Raw genomic sequence first — 16,771 nt, forward strand, 5'->3', positions numbered from 1 at the left:
CCTCTTGAGTTTGACCCGTGCATCCTCAGTTGTGAACTGCCAGTCGATTCCTTTTTGTTTGGAATTCCTCACTCGGCTCCAAGTGGAGACTTCCCGCTGGACAGTCTCAAGATCAGGAAGACGCCTGGTTGCAATGCATTGGGAAGTGAGTGCTGAGAGTTCACATTCTGCCATGTTCAACCAGCTACCATGCTTGGGGGTGAAATGGAGTTCCAACCTTGAGGCAATTCGGAACGCTTCTTGAGGGAGAAATGCATCGTATAGTGATCCTATCGTATGAGTATTCAAGTTATCCAGCACAAGCAGAACCCGCTCAGCATCGGGATAGTCCTCATCAAGCAGCCTCTTGACCTGGTGGGCCCAATCAATCTTGGTCCGGTGCTCTTTTGCATCTGCATATCTATATTTACCAAGCGGCTCATTGAACATGAAGATGCTGCAGGTACCCTTACGGATATATTCTGAATCTTCCCTCAGAGGTTTTCCTTTCTTCATGGGAATGCTATTTCTTTTATGTGAAAGCAATTGTAGGGGCTTTTCATCCATACAGACTACGGGCCTCTTTGGATTATAAGGCAAGGAGTATACGGACAGGACATCCTCCATTGCCGCCACAAAGGCGCCGCTCAGTTTGGCGGGAATGGTCCAGCATTTCTTCAGGTGAGGCTGAAACTCGTTTTTTTTAGTGTCCGGGAGACAGTCATAGGGGAGATTTCATCGATATACTGAAGTTCCACCATCTTGTCTGCAAGCAACCTGACTGTCCATCTGGCATATCCTTCAGGAACCGGAGAGCAGCACAAGGCTATCAGGTGGGCCTCCACATACCCATTGACCTTGGTATCTCTAGGTCCCTTCTCCCTTTTTTTCCGTAATACTACAGCCTCAACATTCTTGTTCAGATTGTGGAAAGACTTCTTGACCGCTTTCACTGTGGGTAGGCTGACATCTACCTTTTCAGCAATTGCAGATTCTGTTGGAGGACGTGAACCGGACGAATCGTCCGCCTCAAGCAGGATCCTTGCTCGTTTCACTGCTTGGACAGGCCTTACACCCTTAGAGATGTAATCCTTGAGAAACTGTTTCTGCTCATCATTGAGAGTGATGTTCTTTTTCTTGTATGCCATGACAGTACCTTCCTTATTATTCTCTACTTTGAAGGATACTGTAAGTATGATGAAAAGTATATATTTAAGTGTTACAAGCTACTAGTCTCCTCATTGTCAGCTTCCTTGTTACTCCCTCCACTATCGATATACAGTTTTTGGGTTTTGATTAGTGGAAAGGAAGCACGACGGCTTTCCTGTCGCAAAGGAATCTGATATGAAACGAATCAACCTGGTACGCACGATTTCTTTCGTGCTCCTTCTCTCAACCTTGTTTTTCAGTTGTGCAACGCCGATCGACCAGCAAGTCGTTCCGCCTATTCCAGCGGAGCCTGTCGAGGTTGACGCCCAGAGCGAGGTGTTTGTAGTTGAAGGGCCAAAGCTTTCAGAGGCCGCCATTGAGATGCCTCCCCGATATATGAAATACCCTCCTGTCATTCGATATGGTGATTTTGTCGGACTGGTCAATGAGACCGGGTACTCGATCAAGAGTTTTGATCTCTTCAATGACAGGATATTTCTTGAGAGCACAGAAAAGATCAACATGTTCTCAGATGACCTCGGTGATGGACAGCGGGTGGTGATACATCTTACGAACCATCCAGCCCTCTACGAAGGGATACAGAAGCGTGATGGTTCCACCTTCTCTTTCAATGCAGCTGATTGGGATGGGAATCTGTATTGGGGAGAGTGGAATCCAAGTGAAGATGCTTGGAACTTGGTACTCTCTGCCGATCATATGATCTCCGATATCCCAGACCTCGGTATCGAATCTTTCGGTCCTTCGTTTGTCATAGCCAACAAGAGCCCCAATGAGATGGTGAAAGCGGATGACTTCGGCAGGGATTTGCTTCGTGACGGCATATGGGAGGTGAAGGACGATTTCACGTTCAAGGTAAGCCCTGTATTGGTGGAGAATAACCAGATGCTGCACCTCTATGCCTATGCCTACTTGGATAATGAATACCATAAGGAGTGGAACGTCAGCGACGGGTGGCATCTTACGTTCAGTGCCGATGACTTGAGCGTAGTAGTACGTAGTACTCGCTTGCGAAGAATTGGGATACAGGGTATACACAACATATGGAAATGCTTAGAAATCAGCTGACGATGATGATCAAGCCGGCGTCGGCTGCGTGCAATCTTGCCTGCGATTATTGTTTTTATCTGGATACCGCCCATCATCGGGAAGTCGGTGTTCTTCCTCTCATGAAGAACGAGGTTGCCGATGCCATTATCCAAAAGAGTCTAGCAGAGGCAAAACACTGCAGTTTTGTGTTTCAAGGCGGAGAGCCTTCACTGGCTGGTCTCTCGTTCTTTGAACGCTTTGTTGAGCAGGTTGCCTTGCGCAAGTCTGAAGAGCATACCATTTCGTATGCGTTTCAGACCAACGGCTTGAAGGTTGACAGAGCTTGGGCCCGTTTCTTCAAAAAGCACGACTTCTTGGTCGGAGTCTCCTTTGACGGCAGCCCGCGCCTGCATGACCTGCACCGTTTTGACTCCCAACAAAAGGGCAGTGGCAGGTCGGTAGCTTCCGCCCTCTCCTTGCTGAAAGAAGAGGGTGTGCAATTCAATGTACTTTCCGTGGTGACCAATGAGCTGGCCCAGAACATCAAGCAGGCGTATACCTATTTGGTGAACCATGAAATCTACTATCATCAATATATCGCCTGTATGGATCCTCTGCAGGATGAAAAGAGTTATCTGTCACCTGATGTCTATGGCCGGTTCCTCAAGGAGTTGTTCGACCTCTGGTTTGCCTCGTGGCAGCAGGGAACGCCTGTTTCAATTCGGTTTTTTGACAACCTGGTGGGAATGCTAGCAGGCTATCCGCCCGAAAGCTGTGATATGGGAGGAGTTTGCTCGGTAAACTACGTGGTGGAGAGCAACGGGGATGTCTATCCTTGCGATTTCTATTGTGTTGACGACCAACGCTTGGGCAATATAGGAGAGAACTCCTTTGCACAATTGGATGCCAAGCGTACAGAGCTGCGGTTCATCGAGGACTCTCCCAATCGTACCGACGATTGTGCGACTTGTCAGTGGCGGCTTCTCTGTCGTGGCGGATGCAAGCGGTATCGCAGTGAAACCGGATACAAGTACTGCTCATCGATGCAGGAATTTTTCCCCTATGCCATACAGAGACTTGAGATGGTAGCTCGGTCGTTGCAGAAACAATAAGTCTGGAGGGGTGTGTGGAAATACTTTTGGTTGTCATTACGTTCATTGCAACGGTCATCGGTGCCATCAGCGGCATCGGCGGCGGAGTGCTCATCAAACCTGTCATGGATGCCTTGGTTGACTATCCTGTAGCTACCATCAGCTTTCTCAGCGGCAATACCGTTCTTGCCATGACAGCCGTTTCCTTGCTTCGCAGCCGCAAGGACTCAATCAAAGTAGACAGCGTGGTGGGAACGCCTCTTGCCATTGGCGGGGCTTTTGGTGGTGTTTTCGGAAAGCTGATATTCTCTGCCATCCAACAAGCGTATCAGAACGATGCTCTGTTGGGTCTGGTTCAGAATATCCTGATGGTTCTCCTCACTGTCACGGTGTTTTTCTATATCCTGAATAAGTCGAAAATCAAGACGCTGTCCGTCCGCAACAAGGTACTTGCCTTGGCAGCCGGCTTGGTTTTGGGGCTTTTTTCCTCTTTTCTGGGAATCGGGGGAGGGCCGATCAACATCATGTTCCTTTCCTACCTGTTCTCCATGGACAGCAAGCATGCTGCACTCAACTCGTTGTACATTATCTTTTGCAGCCAGGTCGCCAATCTTATTGCCAATATAGTTCAAGGTTGCATTCCGTCGTTCGATGTACTGCTTCTTGTCTCCATGATGGCAAGCGGCATTGCCGGGGCGATGGCAGGGCGGTCAGTATCCAAGAAGCTGGACAACACCCAGGTGGACAAGCTCTTCATGGCACTGATGGCGGTAATCATCCTGCTCTCGCTGAGTAATGTGGTTAAGTTTGCACGTGTTTGAAATACGATATCGATGTACAAGCTGTATGAGTTTTGAAGAATCTGCTCAACGATTTTATTGCTGATTCCCAGCGTATTCATGGTGATAGACTTTTCTTCCAGGACAAACGTATGGCGCGTGCTGGAGGGGGTGAGGCCGGTGGTGGTGTCGGCAATCTTTGTTGCAGCTTGCCTTGTCCTCCTTCACCACACCCGACCTCTTTGCCGTAGGAGTCTTCCTTGTAGCCTTCTTAGCCCTGAACAACAAGAAGATTCCCCTTGGTCCCATCACCTTGTTGATTTTGGGAGCCTTGGCCGGAATTGGTAGATATCTCATCGTCAGCTGAATCGAAAGAAGTGTGTACAGCATTAATTTTAATAGGACTGTTCTGTCATTCCTTTCGTGTGCTTGAGGGGAGGAAGGAATGTAAGTGGGTAGACCCTATGGAGTGTGATCGTTCGTACCAAAAAGGTATTGTTAATAGATACAATTTTCGATTTCTTCTGTCATAGGTTCTGGAATAATCCTTTCTGTTTCGATACACTCCTAGATAATCCTTCTCAGTGTTCAGAGGTGTATTGCTATGATTAGACTAACCAAGCGTGTGTTCACCGATCTTGCGATATGGATGATTGGCTTTGGCATGTTCGTCGGAGTGATATTTCCCTTTTTTACGGTTCTTCTGGGCATGGATCGGTCATTGGCCTACACTTGGTGGTTCTTTTGTGTGTGTATTCTCGCCGGTTTATTTGTTGGAGCGTTTAACATACTGCTTGCAAAAAGTATCGTGGGAGGCCGCTTGGTTTTGCTTTCCAGGCAGATGCAGAAAGTTGAAAACCATTTGAAAGCTGTGGCGGGTAAGAACGAGATTATGGATTGTACCCCCAAGGAGTGTCATCTGCCTGTGGATAGTGATGATTCCATCGGGTTGAGCTCAAAAGCCTTCAATACCCTTGTCGACACACTGGGTTCTTCCTTGCAGCTTGAGATGCAGATGCGCACGTACACCAGTATGCTTACCAGTTATTTGGAAACAAGAGAACTCTGCCAGCACGCCCTCACCAGTTTGATGGAAATATTCAACTTTTCCGGTGGGGCCATCCTGGTTGAGAAAGGCGGTGCGTTGCAGGTGGAGGTATTCATGGGGCTTGTAAGCAGCAAGAACCTCACCGATAACGCCATGGTGCTTACCAGTCTCCAAACATTAAAAGCACGCCTAATCGATATTCCCGACTTTATCCAGGTGGATGGGGTGCTCACCACCTTCAGACCCGTCAAGGTCCTGATTCAGCCAATTGTGTATAAACAACTAGCCTTGGGTGTCATGGTGCTTGCTACCAGTGAAGCGTTATTGCCGGAGAAAGCAGGCAATATCGATCTATTTTCTTCCAGCTTTGCACTCGCCCTGCATAATGCGGTTACGCATGATCAGGTGCAGCAGCTGGCTGCTGTGGATCCTTTGACCGGTATTTACAACCGGCGTTTCGGCCTTACCCGCCTGCATGAAGAATTCATCCGGACAGTCAAACAGAACGGGGCGATCGGCCTGCTTATGCTGGATGTAGACCGATTCAAGCAGATTAACGATACTTATGGTCATACGATTGGGGATCGGGTGTTGCAGGCCATAGCCAGCACAGCCCGCAACCAGCTGCGTGAAGGTGATATCATCGTTCGCCTAGGCGGTGATGAATTCATGATGGTCCTCCTTGGTGCCAATCGTGACGATACCCTGGAAGTGGGGGAGTCGATACGTCGCAGTATTGAAGAGAAGCGCATCATCTATGGCAACCAAGAAATCAGGATAACGGTAAGTATCGGAGGGGCTTCCTTTCCCGAGCATGATGCCAATCATGAAGAGGAGCTCATTGAGGTTGCGGATCAAGCTCTTTACCTGGTCAAGGAGAGCGGGAGAAATCGCGTATCGCTTTAGTGCATGTTCCGCAAGGGCTTGTACAGTAGTGCCAGAAAGACCATCCAAGGGATGAGGGAGAGGATTGAGAAGACCAAGCCGATTATTCCTGCTGTCGACGGGATGCTCATCAAAATCCCACTAACCAAGCCTATGATGCCGATCTTTCTTGGAAGGTCACTTTTCAAAAGGGCATAGGATATGAGAATCAGGCAGATCCCATTGAGGATATAGTAGGAGTTGAAGGCCGTCCCTCTCCATTGCAGGATCAGTGATTCTGCTATGGTCAGCCAGGTTTGCTGTTCCATAGGTGTACCGGCTGCTGCGTAGTTTCTCTGTGCTTCCCAGAGTTCAAAGGCACCGTTGCTGCTATAGTAAGCGGCGATGCCGATATACCCCAGCAGCAGGGCGATTTGCATCAAGGCCCGGTGCTTTTCCTTCAGCAGCTCATAGAGTCCCAGATAGACAAGGGCGACCAGGGTGTTGTCTATGAGGTAGAGCAGATCCATCTCGATGAGGCCGAGCAACCAGTTGCCTGCAAACAAGTCGAACCAGAGTTTTGCATCAGTAGGTGGCTGGTGAAGGCTGAAAATTATTATCTGCGTGGGGATGAGAACCAGCATGGCAATGCTGCAATAGGCAGCGGTTTTTCCGAGAAGGCGTGGACTACTCTCCATACACTTCCTCCCTTGTGTTGAGAAACGATACTGTAGAATGCTCAAGTTGTCGAGTGTGAGAATAGGGGTGACCTCTTGTTGGTTCTGTGTTTTTATTGGAGGTTAACAAGTGTGCTGTCCGCCGTTTGACCCAAACCTTGGGAGAAAACATTCGTGTCCTTTGAGGACACGTACTTTATGAAGGCCAATGTCCGTACATTCAATCATATCCCGATCAACTTTGGTGTGGATCAGGGAGGTCCTTATTGCCATCGACAAGGACGATGCAGGGCTCAAGCCCATCTAACTGCCGGGGACGTTTCTTTCCAATGTGTATGAGTGGGGCTGTTCAAGGATACGGGAAAGTGGTGCAAGGATTTTGAGCGGTTTGCCAAGGAGAAGGCGTTTGCGATCAACACCTGTCCCAAATGCGCCAAGAAGTATGGTAAGAACTACGTGGTAGTGCTCGCACGCTAGAAAAGTCTAGCCATACAGAAATCTCTCGGCTACTATGATTGCATGCAGAGGAGGTTTGTATGCTGATCAATTGTACGCGCAAAATGTATGGTTATGTTGGTGGTTCAGAACAGATAGCTTCGGATGAGTATGATTCTCTGTTCACCTGGTCAGGGGAGCTGTTCTATGGTGATGATGCCAACCCCTACGTTATGATTCGCAACCTTGCTACTGGATTTCCCATCCTGTTCCAGGTATCAAGAAAAACCTTTGCGATCGACAGCGAACAGATTCTATCTGAGATTCGTAAGGCTTTTCTTGCTCAAGGGTATGACAATGATGCAATCGAGGCCTATCTGAAGGAAGGCGAGGCTGTGCGATTTGCACAGAAGAGTGACCAAACGGTCAAGAAGAAGCTCGATGCCCTTATCGATTCTGCGTATAAACTCGGATTTGACAAGGTGCTATCCATGCTCCCCATCCAAGAGACAACACAGAATAGGAAGAAGATTGTCAGCGCTGATCTGATGAAGGAGGCCCTTGGTCAACAAAGGCCGGAAATTACCTTGAAACGGAATTTGGTGATTCCAGTAAAGGTAACACTTCAGCTACCCCCCGGCTACAAGGTTTGGCGGAGTTTTCTCCTCCCCCCGACACTTACTATGTATGAAGTACATCGTGTGTTGCAAATTGCCTTTGCTTGGGACGATGATCATATGCATGAATTCAGAGTCGGCAAGCATATCCGCATAGGTAAGAAAATCGATGAGCAGTTCGGATGGTTTGACCGGGATGAGCTCTATGACGAAAGTGAAGTGCAGTTGCAACAAGTAGTCGGCCTTGCCCCTTCCTTCACCTATATCTATGATTTCGGCGATTATTGGGCCCATACCATCAAGGTCGGCAAACCTATGTTCATACCTGAAGAGCCCGTTGTGGTGTGTACGGGCGGGGAAGGAGCGAGTCCCTGGGAGGATTGCGGTGGTGCCTATAGGTATCAGTGGATGATGGAAATCCTCGAAGACCCGGAGGATTCGGAGTATGAATCTGTCATGGATTGGACAGGCGGCTATGAAGATCGTGAGTTCGACCAGCTGTACATCAATGCACGTCTTTTGAAAGAATTCTGATTGAGGAGCGTTGTATGCGTTTGGGTGTCATTGCTGATGATTTTACCGGTTCAGTCGATATCGCCGGATTTCTGGTTGCGGGCGGTATGCGCACCATCATGTGCAGCCGCCCTGTGGTTGTCGGCGACAGCGATGCTATCGTCATGAGCCTGAAAATTCGCAGCATCCCCAAATCTGAAGCTGTCAAGCAAGTCTTGGAAGCCTTGGCTTTTCTTCAGCAAGCCGGGTGCGACCGGTTCTACTACAAATACTGTTCCACCTTCGATAGTACCTCCGAGGGAAATATCGGCCCGATCACCGATGCCTTGAGGGAGGCGCTCAACTGCAGCACCACCCTCATTTGTCCGGCTCTCCCGGTCAATGGGAGGACGGTGTTTCATGGGTATCTCTTCGTAAAGGATGAGCTGCTCAGTGACTCCCCGATGCGCCACCATCCACTCAATCCGATGCACGATTCCAAACTGGCTCGTATTCTCTCATCCCAAAGCCCCGCAAAGAATGGGCATATCTACTACGATGTCATTGCAAAGGGAAGTATTGCCGTGCGCAAGGCAATTGAAGAACTGAAGGCGGACGGTGTGAACAACATCATTGTCGATGTCATCGATGATGAGGATCTGCTCGTCATTGCCGAGGCAACTGAAGACTTCTCATTGGTAACCGGAGGCTCGGGGCTTGCCCAGGGAATTGCACATCGGTGGAGAGAGCGTTCCGGGAAGGCTGCAGATTTGAATGCCGCCTTTGTGGTTGAGAGACGAAAAGCTGTGGTAATCGCCGGTTCCTGCTCGGCGATGATGCAGAAACAGGTAGCGTATTACAAAAAGCTTACACCGTCGCTGAGCATCGATGAACAGGCCTGCCTGGATGACCCTGAGTATGCAAAGATTGTAGCGGCTTGGGTTCTGGAGCATCAGGACCAGGTGCTCGCTCCCATGGTCTATGCAACACGGTCGCCCTCTGAACTTGAAGAGAACCGAAAGAAATTCGGTGATGCAGATGTATCGTCTGCGATTGAACTGATGTTCAGTCGGTTGACGGGGTTGCTTGCAGACAAAAAAGTGCAGAACTTCATCGTAGGAGGGGGCGAGACCAGCGGGGTGGTGGCTACAACGCTGGGTGTCGATGCCTATCTGATCGGAAGGCAGATCGACCCGGGAGTCTCCTGGGTGCGGTCGTTGGACGGTGCTTATCAGCTGGTGCTGAAAAGCGGAAACTTTGGGTCGGTTGAATTCCTTGAAAAAGCTCAGGAGATGTACGATGGGAATCATTGAGATGAAACAGCAGTTGGTCGAGGCGGCCCGGAGCCTGCACCAGAGAGGCTTTGTCGTAGGAAGTGCAGGCAACTTGTCGGTTCTGCTCGACGATGGCACCTTCCTGGCAACTCCTACCGGTTCATCCTTCGGGGAGTTGACCGAACTCTCTGTCTCTCATTTCTCCAAGGAAGGAACCCTTCTTGGAGGGAAGGCTCCCACCAAGGAAGTCCCGTTCCACCTTGCCTGTTATGAGAGCCATCCAGAGGCCAGGGCGGTGGTGCATCTGCACTCAACCTATGCCACATTGCTTGCAAGTTGTGATCATCTGGTTGATGGCCAGCCCTTTGTGCCCTTCACCCCCTACTTTGTGATGAAGGTCAGCAAGGTGGGCATCCTGCCTTACCGCAAGCCGGGTTCTCCCCTCATTGCAGCCGATATTCTTGCCAAACCACACTATTGGACCTATCTGATGCAGAACCACGGGCTTATCGTCTGTAGCTCTTCCTTGCGGGAAGCTGTCTTCAGTGCAGAGGAGTTTGAGGAGAGTGCCAAGCTTTGGTATTTGGGAAGGAGTCTTCCCATCCGGCATTTGACCGAGGAGCAGATGCGCGAGCTGAGGGGGTGGTAGGCGCCTCACTGTGGTCGGGGGGCCTTCACGTTCCTGCAGGGCTCCTGAGCTCTTGCCTTCATACTTGTATGCCGATGTCGTGCACAATTGCTGCAGCTTCCAAGGCAAAATTGGGTTTGCTCATCCAAACCTTCCTGTAAACCAATGGCTCTGGCATAGCCATGGATTTTCACCAAATGTGCAATTCTTCGACTGTCGGGACTGTCGTAGGTGATGGTCTTGTCAAGCAACGCGGCCATCATAAGGTCTCCGGTCATAGCTGGCTCCATGTGTTGTATGCATGCACCAGCTTTTTTGAGCCGGATGCATCGTAGAGATAGACAGGTATAGCTGAATCCGAGCTCTTGGGAGGCTGTACATGGGTCTCATCCGAGAGGATTCTATATCCTTTTCTTTCCTTCAGCGCTTTCACAAAGTCTGAAATCGTATCCAGAGGGTAGTCAAACGCCATTCCTGCCGGGGCAAGGCCCACTTTTGTCGCATCGTGGATATCGTTGCCGCTTGTCATCGCCAGTTCATACTTTTTTGCATACGCACAAGCCTTCCGATCGAACTCTGCATCGTTCTCTGCATTCACCGCCTCAACGCCGTGTACGGCGAATGGACGCAGGTGGATTGCAGAGAGATAGAATCGTTCGCGGAATGGATGGGCTTGGATCATGCATCCACCGCTGCTGTCCACAGCTTCGAAGAGCTCTTGGTGGTTCCATTCCATAACCGCGGGGTGTTCAAGCAGCCAAGCCTTGTCCAAGCCATAGATCAGGTACTCATCATTGCCGAAGGAGTGCTCCCAGCCGAAAAAGACAGAGAGGCCTGCCTGGTCTCCTGCCTGCTTTGTGTTCTCGTAGCCCTTGCAAAACTGCTGGACACGCTGCTCCCAAGGCAGGGAACGGGAGATGGAGGAGTTGCCATTGAAAAAATGGTCGGTGACGATGATGCCGCTAAAACCGGCACGCAAATAGGGCTCGATATACTCAGTGCCCCAGCTTACCGAGCAGGCACTGGCTTCCTTGGTATGGAGGTGAGTCTCATAACTGTAGTGTTTCATGTACGACTAGTATACCTTTTTATGAGTTCCATGCACATCCTCCCATTGTTGTAAGGACCTTTCCATGACCAAACCAGCGCATGTGGTTCGGTGACAATTCCCTGTTCATCCACCTGATAGAGCCATTCGCTCTGTGCTCGCCTGTCAACCAGATGTGTCTGGATGAACGACCAGACTGCATGGGCCGCTTCAAGGTATTCCAGCTTCTTTGGATTTCTCTCATAGGCTGAAACAAAGCCAAGGACTGCCTCGGCCTGGACCCAGTGTACGCGCCGACTCCTTAGCTTCTCATTATGGGTTTCATCCACGACGGAGCCATGTTTGTAGGCGTGTTCATATACCTGCTGTGCAAGTGTATCGCACAGGACGCCTAAGCTTTCTGCCAGTTCATCATGGCCCAAGTCTGCTATGCAGTTGGCAAGCATCCAACTCGCCTCAATCTCATGGCCGAACGAGCGATAATCGCTTGCCTTCTGTAACGAGCTGTCAAAGTAGATGGTCAGGGCATTATGCTCTTTGTCATAGATATGTGTGACAAACAATGAACAGAGCATATGGATTTTCTGCAACAGCTTCTCGGAGGGACACGCCTGATAGAGCGTATGATAAGCCTCCAAAAGATGCAGCATCGTATTCATCGTTTTCTCTCCTCCATAGTTGCCTTTGGAGAAGCGCTTGTCATCGTTGGGATTTGACATGAAATCTTGTGAGAGCACCTCCTTGTATCCGATTGTATCAGCAAAATGCAACTCGACCAGCTCTTGCAGCTCCTTTGCCTTTTGCAACGCTTCCTCCTTTCCCGTTAGCCGGTAATAGGAGGTGAGAGCAAGAATTCCATACGCGAAGCTGAAACTGCTCTTCACCGGGTCTTCCACATCGCCATTGTAGGTCAGGGACCAGTAGAGGCCCCCGTACACCGGGTCGAAACAGTGGTGCAGCAGAAACTGGTAGGCGTGGTCTGCCGAGCGGCGGCAATCATCACGGTTGAGCAACGAGGCCGCTTCACTGAAGAAGTACAGTATCCTGCTCGTCTGCACGCTACCTTTGGAAGCTTTCTTATACCACGTGAGGTCGAAGCCGACCTTTCCGTAGTACCCACCATTCTCCTCATCCCTCAGACGAACCCAAAATGGGATAATCGTCTGCTCAAGATGCTCTTGGGCTTGGAGTGCTAGTAGTTTCATCATTCTTTAACCGCTCCTCGAGCAATGCCGTTGTAGATATACCGTTGCAAGAACAGAAATGCAATCAAGATTGGGATGATGGTGATCATGACCCCGGCACAGATATAATTATACTGATTTCCATACTCTCCGGTAAATGTATATAAAGAGGTCGAAATCGTTACATATCGAGTCTTCGATTGCAAGTACAGATTGGCAAGATAGTACTCTTTATAGACAGATACACCCTTGAGAATCAGGACGGTGACCGTAGCCGGCTTAACCAAGGGAAAGAGAATTCGGAAAAAGATCGTAAAATACGAAGCTCCGTCGATGTATGCTGCCTCATCGAGGGAGCGGGGTATGCTATCAAAGAACTGCAGGAATATGTAAATGGCAATGATGTCGGTTCCTGTATAGAGGATGACTATGCCTGGGATTGAGTTGACCAAACCCAAGGTGGTCATAATCTGATACGTGCTTACCTGCATTGTGACTCCAGGGATGAGATTGGCTACAAGAAATGCTCCTTTGACAAGGTCTCTTCCCTTGAAGGAGAAACGATTGATGATGTAGGCAACCATGGTGCCGGTAATCACCGAGCCGATGAGGGTGAAGAATAGAATGAGGGCCGTATTCCAGAAGGCCAACGGCATTTTTGCCTTGGTCCAGGCAGTGGCATAATTTTGCAGGTACAGCCAGCTCTTGGGAAGGTCGAGAGCCCCTGATATGCCGAACTCCTTCACATCCTTGAAGGATGCCAACAGCACGGTTACCAAAGGAAGCAAGGAGACGAAAGCACCAAGGACCAGTGTTGCATAGGTTGCCAGGCGCAACGGATTCAATGCTTTGTTTTTCATGCTCTCTCCCCTGCTTTCTCACCAAACAAGAGGTTGTACAGCACTTTCTGCAGAATGGTTCCGACAAGAATGATGAACAAGAGGACAATAGCCATGGCCGAAGCAAGGCCCACCTTGCCGGCTTCATGAGCCAGTTGATGCATGAGCACCACAAAGGTCGCCGTCCCATTCATTCCATTGGTGATGACATAAGGACCTTCAAACGCACTGAATGAACCCTTTACCATCAGCATTATGTTCAGGGTGACTATGGGTTTGAGCATGGGAAAAATAATGTAGCGGAACTGTTGGATTTTCGTTGCCCCGTCAATCTCGGCTGCTTCATAGAACTCGGGGCTGATGGATTGGATTGCACCGATAAACAGTACCATGCTCTGCCCCATATAACGCCAAATCGAGGTTGCAGCAATGCTGTAGTTGTTGATCGCCCGCTCTTTCAGCCAGTATGGTAGTTCGGCTTTATCAAATCCGATCAGGCTCAACACGGAGTCGAGCACCAAGCCACGAGTATAGAAGTATCGGAAAATGAAGCCCATCGCGATACCACAGACAAGATAGGGAAAAAACAGGGCAGCCTTGAAGAAATTTCCCATCCGCACTTTGAAGCTGAGGATGGTGGCAAAATAGAGGGCCAAGGTCAGTTGGATGACACCGGCTCCCATGTAATAGAAGCTGTTGACCAAAGCTGCCTTGGTATCGGTACGGGAAAAAACATCCTGGTAATTCTTCAGGCCGATGAAAGTCCTAGGTCCCAGGTATTTCATCTTGAAGAAACTGAATTCCACCATCTTAACAAACGGAAGATAGGTGAAGGTAACCAGCAGCGCTATGGGAACCAGGGTAAAAGTTATGATGACTAACCATTTTTGCACTTCACGCTGTTCAAAAAAGGATTGGAGTGCAGGTTTCTGCTGTCGTTCCATGAGAGTCCGCCTTTAGAGGAAGGTGTAGAGCGCTCCCCTGCAACAGTGCAGGAGAGCAAGACTTACTATCTTAGAATGCAGGAGGTAAACTGCATGCTAATACCGATTTTTTGCTGCATAGTCCTTGCCAATGATGGAGACTTGGGCTGCTGTCCAACGCTTGTTCCAATCGTTCATGATGCTGTCAAAGCTCTCCTTGGTCTGGCCCATAGCGGCCTCGACGATGCGGGCTTTCTCGGGATATTTACCCAAGTACAGCTCAGATTCTGCATTCAACTCGTCAAACAAGCCGATATCCTGGGGATGGGGGGGATTATCGAGCACCAAGGTGACCCCGGCGTCTTGCAGGGCTTTGAGTGTCTGGGGGTATGCTTCGCCCTTCACGATTGGAATGCCACCGTAGGTGTAGGAGTAACCGGACTTCTCGGTGAGGAATAAAATGTAGTCGCGTGCGACCTGGTAACGGTCAGCTGAAATATTCTTGTTGATTGCATATGCGTAGTCTGCTGCAATGGTTGCGTACTGTTTACCATTGTTGTTCCATGGGAAGGCGGCAAAGACTATGTCAGAGGGATTGTCTGCTGCTTTCTGTGTGTCGACGGTGGCCCATGATCCGATGACTGTAGCCGCAACTTTGCCTTGGGCCAGCAAGTTCTTGCAGGTGTCCCAGTTGGAGGTTGCAGGGTCGTCTTCCACCAAGTCCTGCGCAACTACGTCGTAGAGCATCTTCATTACGATATAATAGGGTTTGCCGGCAGAGAACGGATTCTCCATATACACCAGCTTGTTCTTGTAGTTTTCATCGCCGGTAAGACTTCCACGGGCATTCCATTCCCAGTCGGCAAGCCTTGAACCGGCACCGTAGTTGCAGTAGAGCGGAATAGCGTTGGTATTGGCTTTTACTTTCCTCAAAGCCTCAAAGAAAGCTTCAGGTGACTTGGGGATTTCTTGGACACCTGCCTGCTGCAGGACCTTCGTATTGTAGAGCACCCCATAGGCCGTACCTGTCGAGGAGATGCCGTAGACATCGCCATCAAGGGAAAAGGCTGAAGCAAATTCATATTTCTTGTCAAAGTCTTCGACTTTCCCCAGCGGGGCGAATAGCTCGGGAAGCTGGGTTTCACTGATAAACATATGGGGAATCATGCACATGTCGCCCCAGTTGTTGCTGGTCCAGCGGATTTCGATATTCTTTTTGTAATCTCCGATCGGTTCATAGATGACTTGTACGTTTGGGTAGATTTTGTTGAATTCAACCTGATACCTGGCAAATTCCTCTTCCAAACCTTGTTTGTGGGTGAGAAACGTGAGCTGCATTGATACATTCTTGTCTACCGGTTGCTGGACGGTTGGGTCTTGAGATTGTGGTTGCGCAGCAGGAGATTCGGATTTTCCTGAGGCAAACAAAACTGATGAGGTGATTGCACAAAGACAGAGCAATGCCACGAGAACCTTCTTTTTCATACATAACTCCTTTTATTAAGTTTACGATAACTTAATATTAGGTTATAAACAGAAAATCTGCTATGTCAACCTTATGATGAGAAAATTAACCAACCCTTTTTTGCATAAAAAGACGGAGGTTGCCTCCGCCCTATGCCTGCATGGAACTGCTTATCCGAATCGATTCAAGGAGTCCCACTCAGCTGGGGTGATTCTAGCTGATGATTGACGTACTGTCAGCGATCCGCAGATTGTCTTTCTCCCGAAATGGGAGTCCGGGTTCGCTATTTTGTTGATGATGCTTTCAGCCGCACTCAATGCCATAAGCGGGATATCGACAGAGAAGGTTGTCAGCGGTGGATTGGAAAGGGTTGTGTACAGGTCCTCGTCGAATCCCACGATGGAAACCTGATCGGGAATCTGCAGTCCCTGCCCTTGAAGCTGCTGCATGAGCCGATATGCGGTTTCGCAGCTTGCACACACATACGCTGTGGGGCTTTTCTTTGGAAGGGCGAGCTCGATCCGTTGGCCCAGCTCATCACAGTCATGGAGCACTAGAGCTTGGTCGGGAGCTATACCCTGTTCCATCAAGGCTTTATAGTAGCCCAGATACCGGTCCATGACAACATTGGAGTACATGGGGTTTCCGACAAAGGAAATCATCCGATGCCCCAACGCAAGCAAATGGTTGGTCAGTGAGTAGCCGCCGTACATATTGTCGCTGATTACTGCATCGGCTTGGTAATTCTCGTAGAAAAAATCGACGAATACATATGGGAAGCCGAAGGCTAGAATGGTTTTCACATAGGAAGGCCGAAGCTGGCCCAGCAGGACCAAGGCGTCCACCTTGTTGTCGCATAGAAGACGGGGAATTTTGCCGGTCTCCTCATCCTCATTCGTTATGAGCTCTACAATCCCATAGTATCCTTGGTTGAGCAGGTGTTTGTTCAGCTCTTGCTGGATGCGCATGTAGGCGCAGTCTCTCTGCATGTGCCGCTCTCCGATGAGAACGCCCACATTGTGGGTTGTCCCATCGCGCATGTCCTTGGCGATGAGGTTCTTTCGATAGCCCATCTCTTTTGCCACTTGGATGATCTGATTGCGTACTTCCTCACTCACTCCTTCCTTTCCACCGAGTGCCTTGGAAACGGTGACGGAGCTGACTGAGAGCCGATTTGCTATATCCTTCATGGTTACTGGCTTTTGCATGATGCATCCATAGTAACGCAAGTA

At 49.5% G+C, this 16,771-nt stretch carries 19 protein-coding genes; 9 read left to right on the plus strand and 10 right to left on the minus strand.

The genetic code is table 11. The features are described from left to right. Positions 1-660, minus strand: a 660-nt coding sequence (locus tag B3K89_RS07650) for an IS630 family transposase (protein WP_345907236.1), incomplete at its 3' end; no start/stop codon positions are given. Next, positions 657-1,127, minus strand: coding sequence for a helix-turn-helix domain-containing protein (locus B3K89_RS07655; protein ID WP_293892579.1), 471 nt, complete (start codon positions 1,125-1,127; stop codon positions 657-659). The genes B3K89_RS07655 and B3K89_RS07650, both read right to left, overlap by 4 nt. Positions 1,128-1,323: 196 nt before the next feature. Between B3K89_RS07655 and B3K89_RS07660 the strand changes: the two genes are divergently transcribed. From B3K89_RS07660 to B3K89_RS07680, 5 genes are all read left to right on the plus strand, one after another. After that, positions 1,324-2,214, plus strand: coding sequence for a hypothetical protein (locus B3K89_RS07660; protein WP_293892576.1), 891 nt, complete (start codon positions 1,324-1,326; stop codon positions 2,212-2,214). After that, a complete protein-coding gene (locus B3K89_RS07665) occupies positions 2,190-3,287 on the plus strand; it encodes a radical SAM/SPASM domain-containing protein (RefSeq protein WP_293892573.1) in 1,098 nt (365 codons plus the stop codon). Before B3K89_RS07660 ends, B3K89_RS07665 begins: the two co-directional genes overlap by 25 nt. Before the next feature lie 14 nt (positions 3,288-3,301). Beyond that, a complete protein-coding gene (locus tag B3K89_RS07670) occupies positions 3,302-4,087 on the plus strand; it encodes a sulfite exporter TauE/SafE family protein (protein WP_345907232.1) in 786 nt (261 codons plus the stop codon). A 160-nt stretch (positions 4,088-4,247) separates the two neighbouring features. Next, positions 4,248-4,412, plus strand: coding sequence for a hypothetical protein (locus B3K89_RS07675; RefSeq protein ID WP_293892567.1), 165 nt, complete (start codon positions 4,248-4,250; stop codon positions 4,410-4,412). Between the two features lie 237 nt (positions 4,413-4,649). Next, a complete protein-coding gene (locus B3K89_RS07680) occupies positions 4,650-5,999 on the plus strand; it encodes a sensor domain-containing diguanylate cyclase (protein ID WP_293892564.1) in 1,350 nt (449 codons plus the stop codon). Here B3K89_RS07680 and B3K89_RS07685 read toward each other — a convergent pair. Next, a complete protein-coding gene (locus tag B3K89_RS07685; RefSeq protein ID WP_345907233.1) occupies positions 5,996-6,655 on the minus strand; it encodes a DUF4386 family protein in 660 nt (219 codons plus the stop codon). The genes B3K89_RS07680 and B3K89_RS07685 overlap by 4 nt on opposite strands. A 318-nt stretch (positions 6,656-6,973) precedes the next feature. Between B3K89_RS07685 and B3K89_RS07690 the strand changes: the two genes are divergently transcribed. The 4 genes from B3K89_RS07690 to B3K89_RS07705 are packed head-to-tail and all read left to right on the plus strand — an operon-like array spanning position 6,974 to position 10,101. Then, entirely contained in the window at positions 6,974-7,111 is a 138-nt protein-coding gene (locus B3K89_RS07690; protein WP_293892558.1) for a hydrolase, read from the plus strand. Positions 7,112-7,170: 59 nt separating this feature from the next. Beyond that, on the plus strand, positions 7,171-8,220 hold the full coding sequence (locus B3K89_RS07695) for a plasmid pRiA4b ORF-3 family protein (protein ID WP_293892555.1): 1,050 nt from the start codon (positions 7,171-7,173) through the stop codon (positions 8,218-8,220). 14 nt (positions 8,221-8,234) lie between these two features. Next, a complete protein-coding gene (gene otnK, locus B3K89_RS07700; RefSeq protein ID WP_293892553.1) occupies positions 8,235-9,491 on the plus strand; it encodes a 3-oxo-tetronate kinase in 1,257 nt (418 codons plus the stop codon). Continuing rightward, on the plus strand, positions 9,478-10,101 hold the full coding sequence (locus B3K89_RS07705) for a class II aldolase/adducin family protein (RefSeq protein ID WP_293892551.1): 624 nt from the start codon (positions 9,478-9,480) through the stop codon (positions 10,099-10,101). The genes otnK and B3K89_RS07705 overlap by 14 nt, the downstream gene beginning before the upstream one ends. 5 nt (positions 10,102-10,106) lie before the next feature. Here B3K89_RS07705 and B3K89_RS07710 read toward each other — a convergent pair whose 3' ends face one another. From B3K89_RS07710 to B3K89_RS07740, 7 genes are all read right to left on the minus strand, one after another. Beyond that, the gene (locus B3K89_RS07710; RefSeq protein ID WP_345907234.1) at positions 10,107-10,358 is read right to left on the minus strand and encodes a hypothetical protein; all 252 of its coding nucleotides are present in this window, start codon (positions 10,356-10,358) and stop codon (positions 10,107-10,109) included. After that, the gene (locus tag B3K89_RS07715; RefSeq protein ID WP_345907235.1) at positions 10,355-11,149 is read right to left on the minus strand and encodes a PHP-associated domain-containing protein; all 795 of its coding nucleotides are present in this window, start codon (positions 11,147-11,149) and stop codon (positions 10,355-10,357) included. Before B3K89_RS07715 ends, B3K89_RS07710 begins: the two co-directional genes overlap by 4 nt. Further along, the gene (locus B3K89_RS07720; RefSeq protein ID WP_293892546.1) at positions 11,146-12,336 is read right to left on the minus strand and encodes an AGE family epimerase/isomerase; all 1,191 of its coding nucleotides are present in this window, start codon (positions 12,334-12,336) and stop codon (positions 11,146-11,148) included. Before B3K89_RS07720 ends, B3K89_RS07715 begins: the two co-directional genes overlap by 4 nt. Then, positions 12,333-13,172 carry a carbohydrate ABC transporter permease gene (locus B3K89_RS07725; RefSeq protein WP_293892543.1) on the minus strand — a complete coding sequence of 280 codons (840 nt, stop codon included), beginning with the start codon at positions 13,170-13,172 and terminating at the stop codon, positions 12,333-12,335. Before B3K89_RS07725 ends, B3K89_RS07720 begins: the two co-directional genes overlap by 4 nt. After that, complete coding sequence (locus tag B3K89_RS07730) at positions 13,169-14,095, minus strand: carbohydrate ABC transporter permease (RefSeq protein WP_293892540.1); 927 nt, start codon at positions 14,093-14,095, stop codon at positions 13,169-13,171. The genes B3K89_RS07725 and B3K89_RS07730 overlap by 4 nt, the downstream gene beginning before the upstream one ends. A gap of 96 nt (positions 14,096-14,191) precedes the next feature. Then, positions 14,192-15,559 (minus strand): ABC transporter substrate-binding protein, encoded by a 1,368-nt coding sequence (locus tag B3K89_RS07735; RefSeq protein ID WP_293892537.1) that lies wholly within the window; start codon positions 15,557-15,559, stop codon positions 14,192-14,194. A 150-nt stretch (positions 15,560-15,709) separates the two neighbouring features. Beyond that, on the minus strand, positions 15,710-16,747 hold the full coding sequence (locus B3K89_RS07740; RefSeq protein WP_293892534.1) for a substrate-binding domain-containing protein: 1,038 nt from the start codon (positions 16,745-16,747) through the stop codon (positions 15,710-15,712). Between the last annotated feature and the right edge of the window lie 24 nt (positions 16,748-16,771).

Origin of the sequence: Sphaerochaeta sp. UBA5849 (genome assembly GCA_002432715.1) — a bacterium.
In the GTDB taxonomy this organism is placed as follows: Bacteria; Spirochaetota; Spirochaetia; order Sphaerochaetales; family Sphaerochaetaceae; genus Sphaerochaeta.

What these genes read in the sequence shown, in the direction of transcription:
- B3K89_RS07655 (WP_293892579.1), bottom strand. Translation starts at nt 1,127, where the DNA reads ATGGCATACAAGAAAAAGAACATCACTCTCAATGATGAGCAGAAACAG.
- B3K89_RS07660 (WP_293892576.1), top strand. Translation starts at nt 1,324, where the DNA reads ATGAAACGAATCAACCTGGTACGCACGATTTCTTTCGTGCTCCTTCTC.
- B3K89_RS07665 (WP_293892573.1), top strand. Translation starts at nt 2,190, where the DNA reads ATGGAAATGCTTAGAAATCAGCTGACGATGATGATCAAGCCGGCGTCG.
- B3K89_RS07680 (WP_293892564.1), top strand. Translation starts at nt 4,650, where the DNA reads ATGATTAGACTAACCAAGCGTGTGTTCACCGATCTTGCGATATGGATG.
- B3K89_RS07685 (WP_345907233.1), bottom strand. Translation starts at nt 6,655, where the DNA reads ATGGAGAGTAGTCCACGCCTTCTCGGAAAAACCGCTGCCTATTGCAGC.
- B3K89_RS07695 (WP_293892555.1), top strand. Translation starts at nt 7,171, where the DNA reads ATGCTGATCAATTGTACGCGCAAAATGTATGGTTATGTTGGTGGTTCA.
- otnK (WP_293892553.1), top strand. Translation starts at nt 8,235, where the DNA reads ATGCGTTTGGGTGTCATTGCTGATGATTTTACCGGTTCAGTCGATATC.
- B3K89_RS07705 (WP_293892551.1), top strand. Translation starts at nt 9,478, where the DNA reads ATGGGAATCATTGAGATGAAACAGCAGTTGGTCGAGGCGGCCCGGAGC.
- B3K89_RS07710 (WP_345907234.1), bottom strand. Translation starts at nt 10,358, where the DNA reads ATGACCGGAGACCTTATGATGGCCGCGTTGCTTGACAAGACCATCACC.
- B3K89_RS07715 (WP_345907235.1), bottom strand. Translation starts at nt 11,149, where the DNA reads ATGAAACACTACAGTTATGAGACTCACCTCCATACCAAGGAAGCCAGT.
- B3K89_RS07720 (WP_293892546.1), bottom strand. Translation starts at nt 12,336, where the DNA reads ATGATGAAACTACTAGCACTCCAAGCCCAAGAGCATCTTGAGCAGACG.
- B3K89_RS07725 (WP_293892543.1), bottom strand. Translation starts at nt 13,172, where the DNA reads ATGAAAAACAAAGCATTGAATCCGTTGCGCCTGGCAACCTATGCAACA.
- B3K89_RS07730 (WP_293892540.1), bottom strand. Translation starts at nt 14,095, where the DNA reads ATGGAACGACAGCAGAAACCTGCACTCCAATCCTTTTTTGAACAGCGT.
- B3K89_RS07735 (WP_293892537.1), bottom strand. Translation starts at nt 15,559, where the DNA reads ATGAAAAAGAAGGTTCTCGTGGCATTGCTCTGTCTTTGTGCAATCACC.
- B3K89_RS07740 (WP_293892534.1), bottom strand. Translation starts at nt 16,747, where the DNA reads ATGCAAAAGCCAGTAACCATGAAGGATATAGCAAATCGGCTCTCAGTC.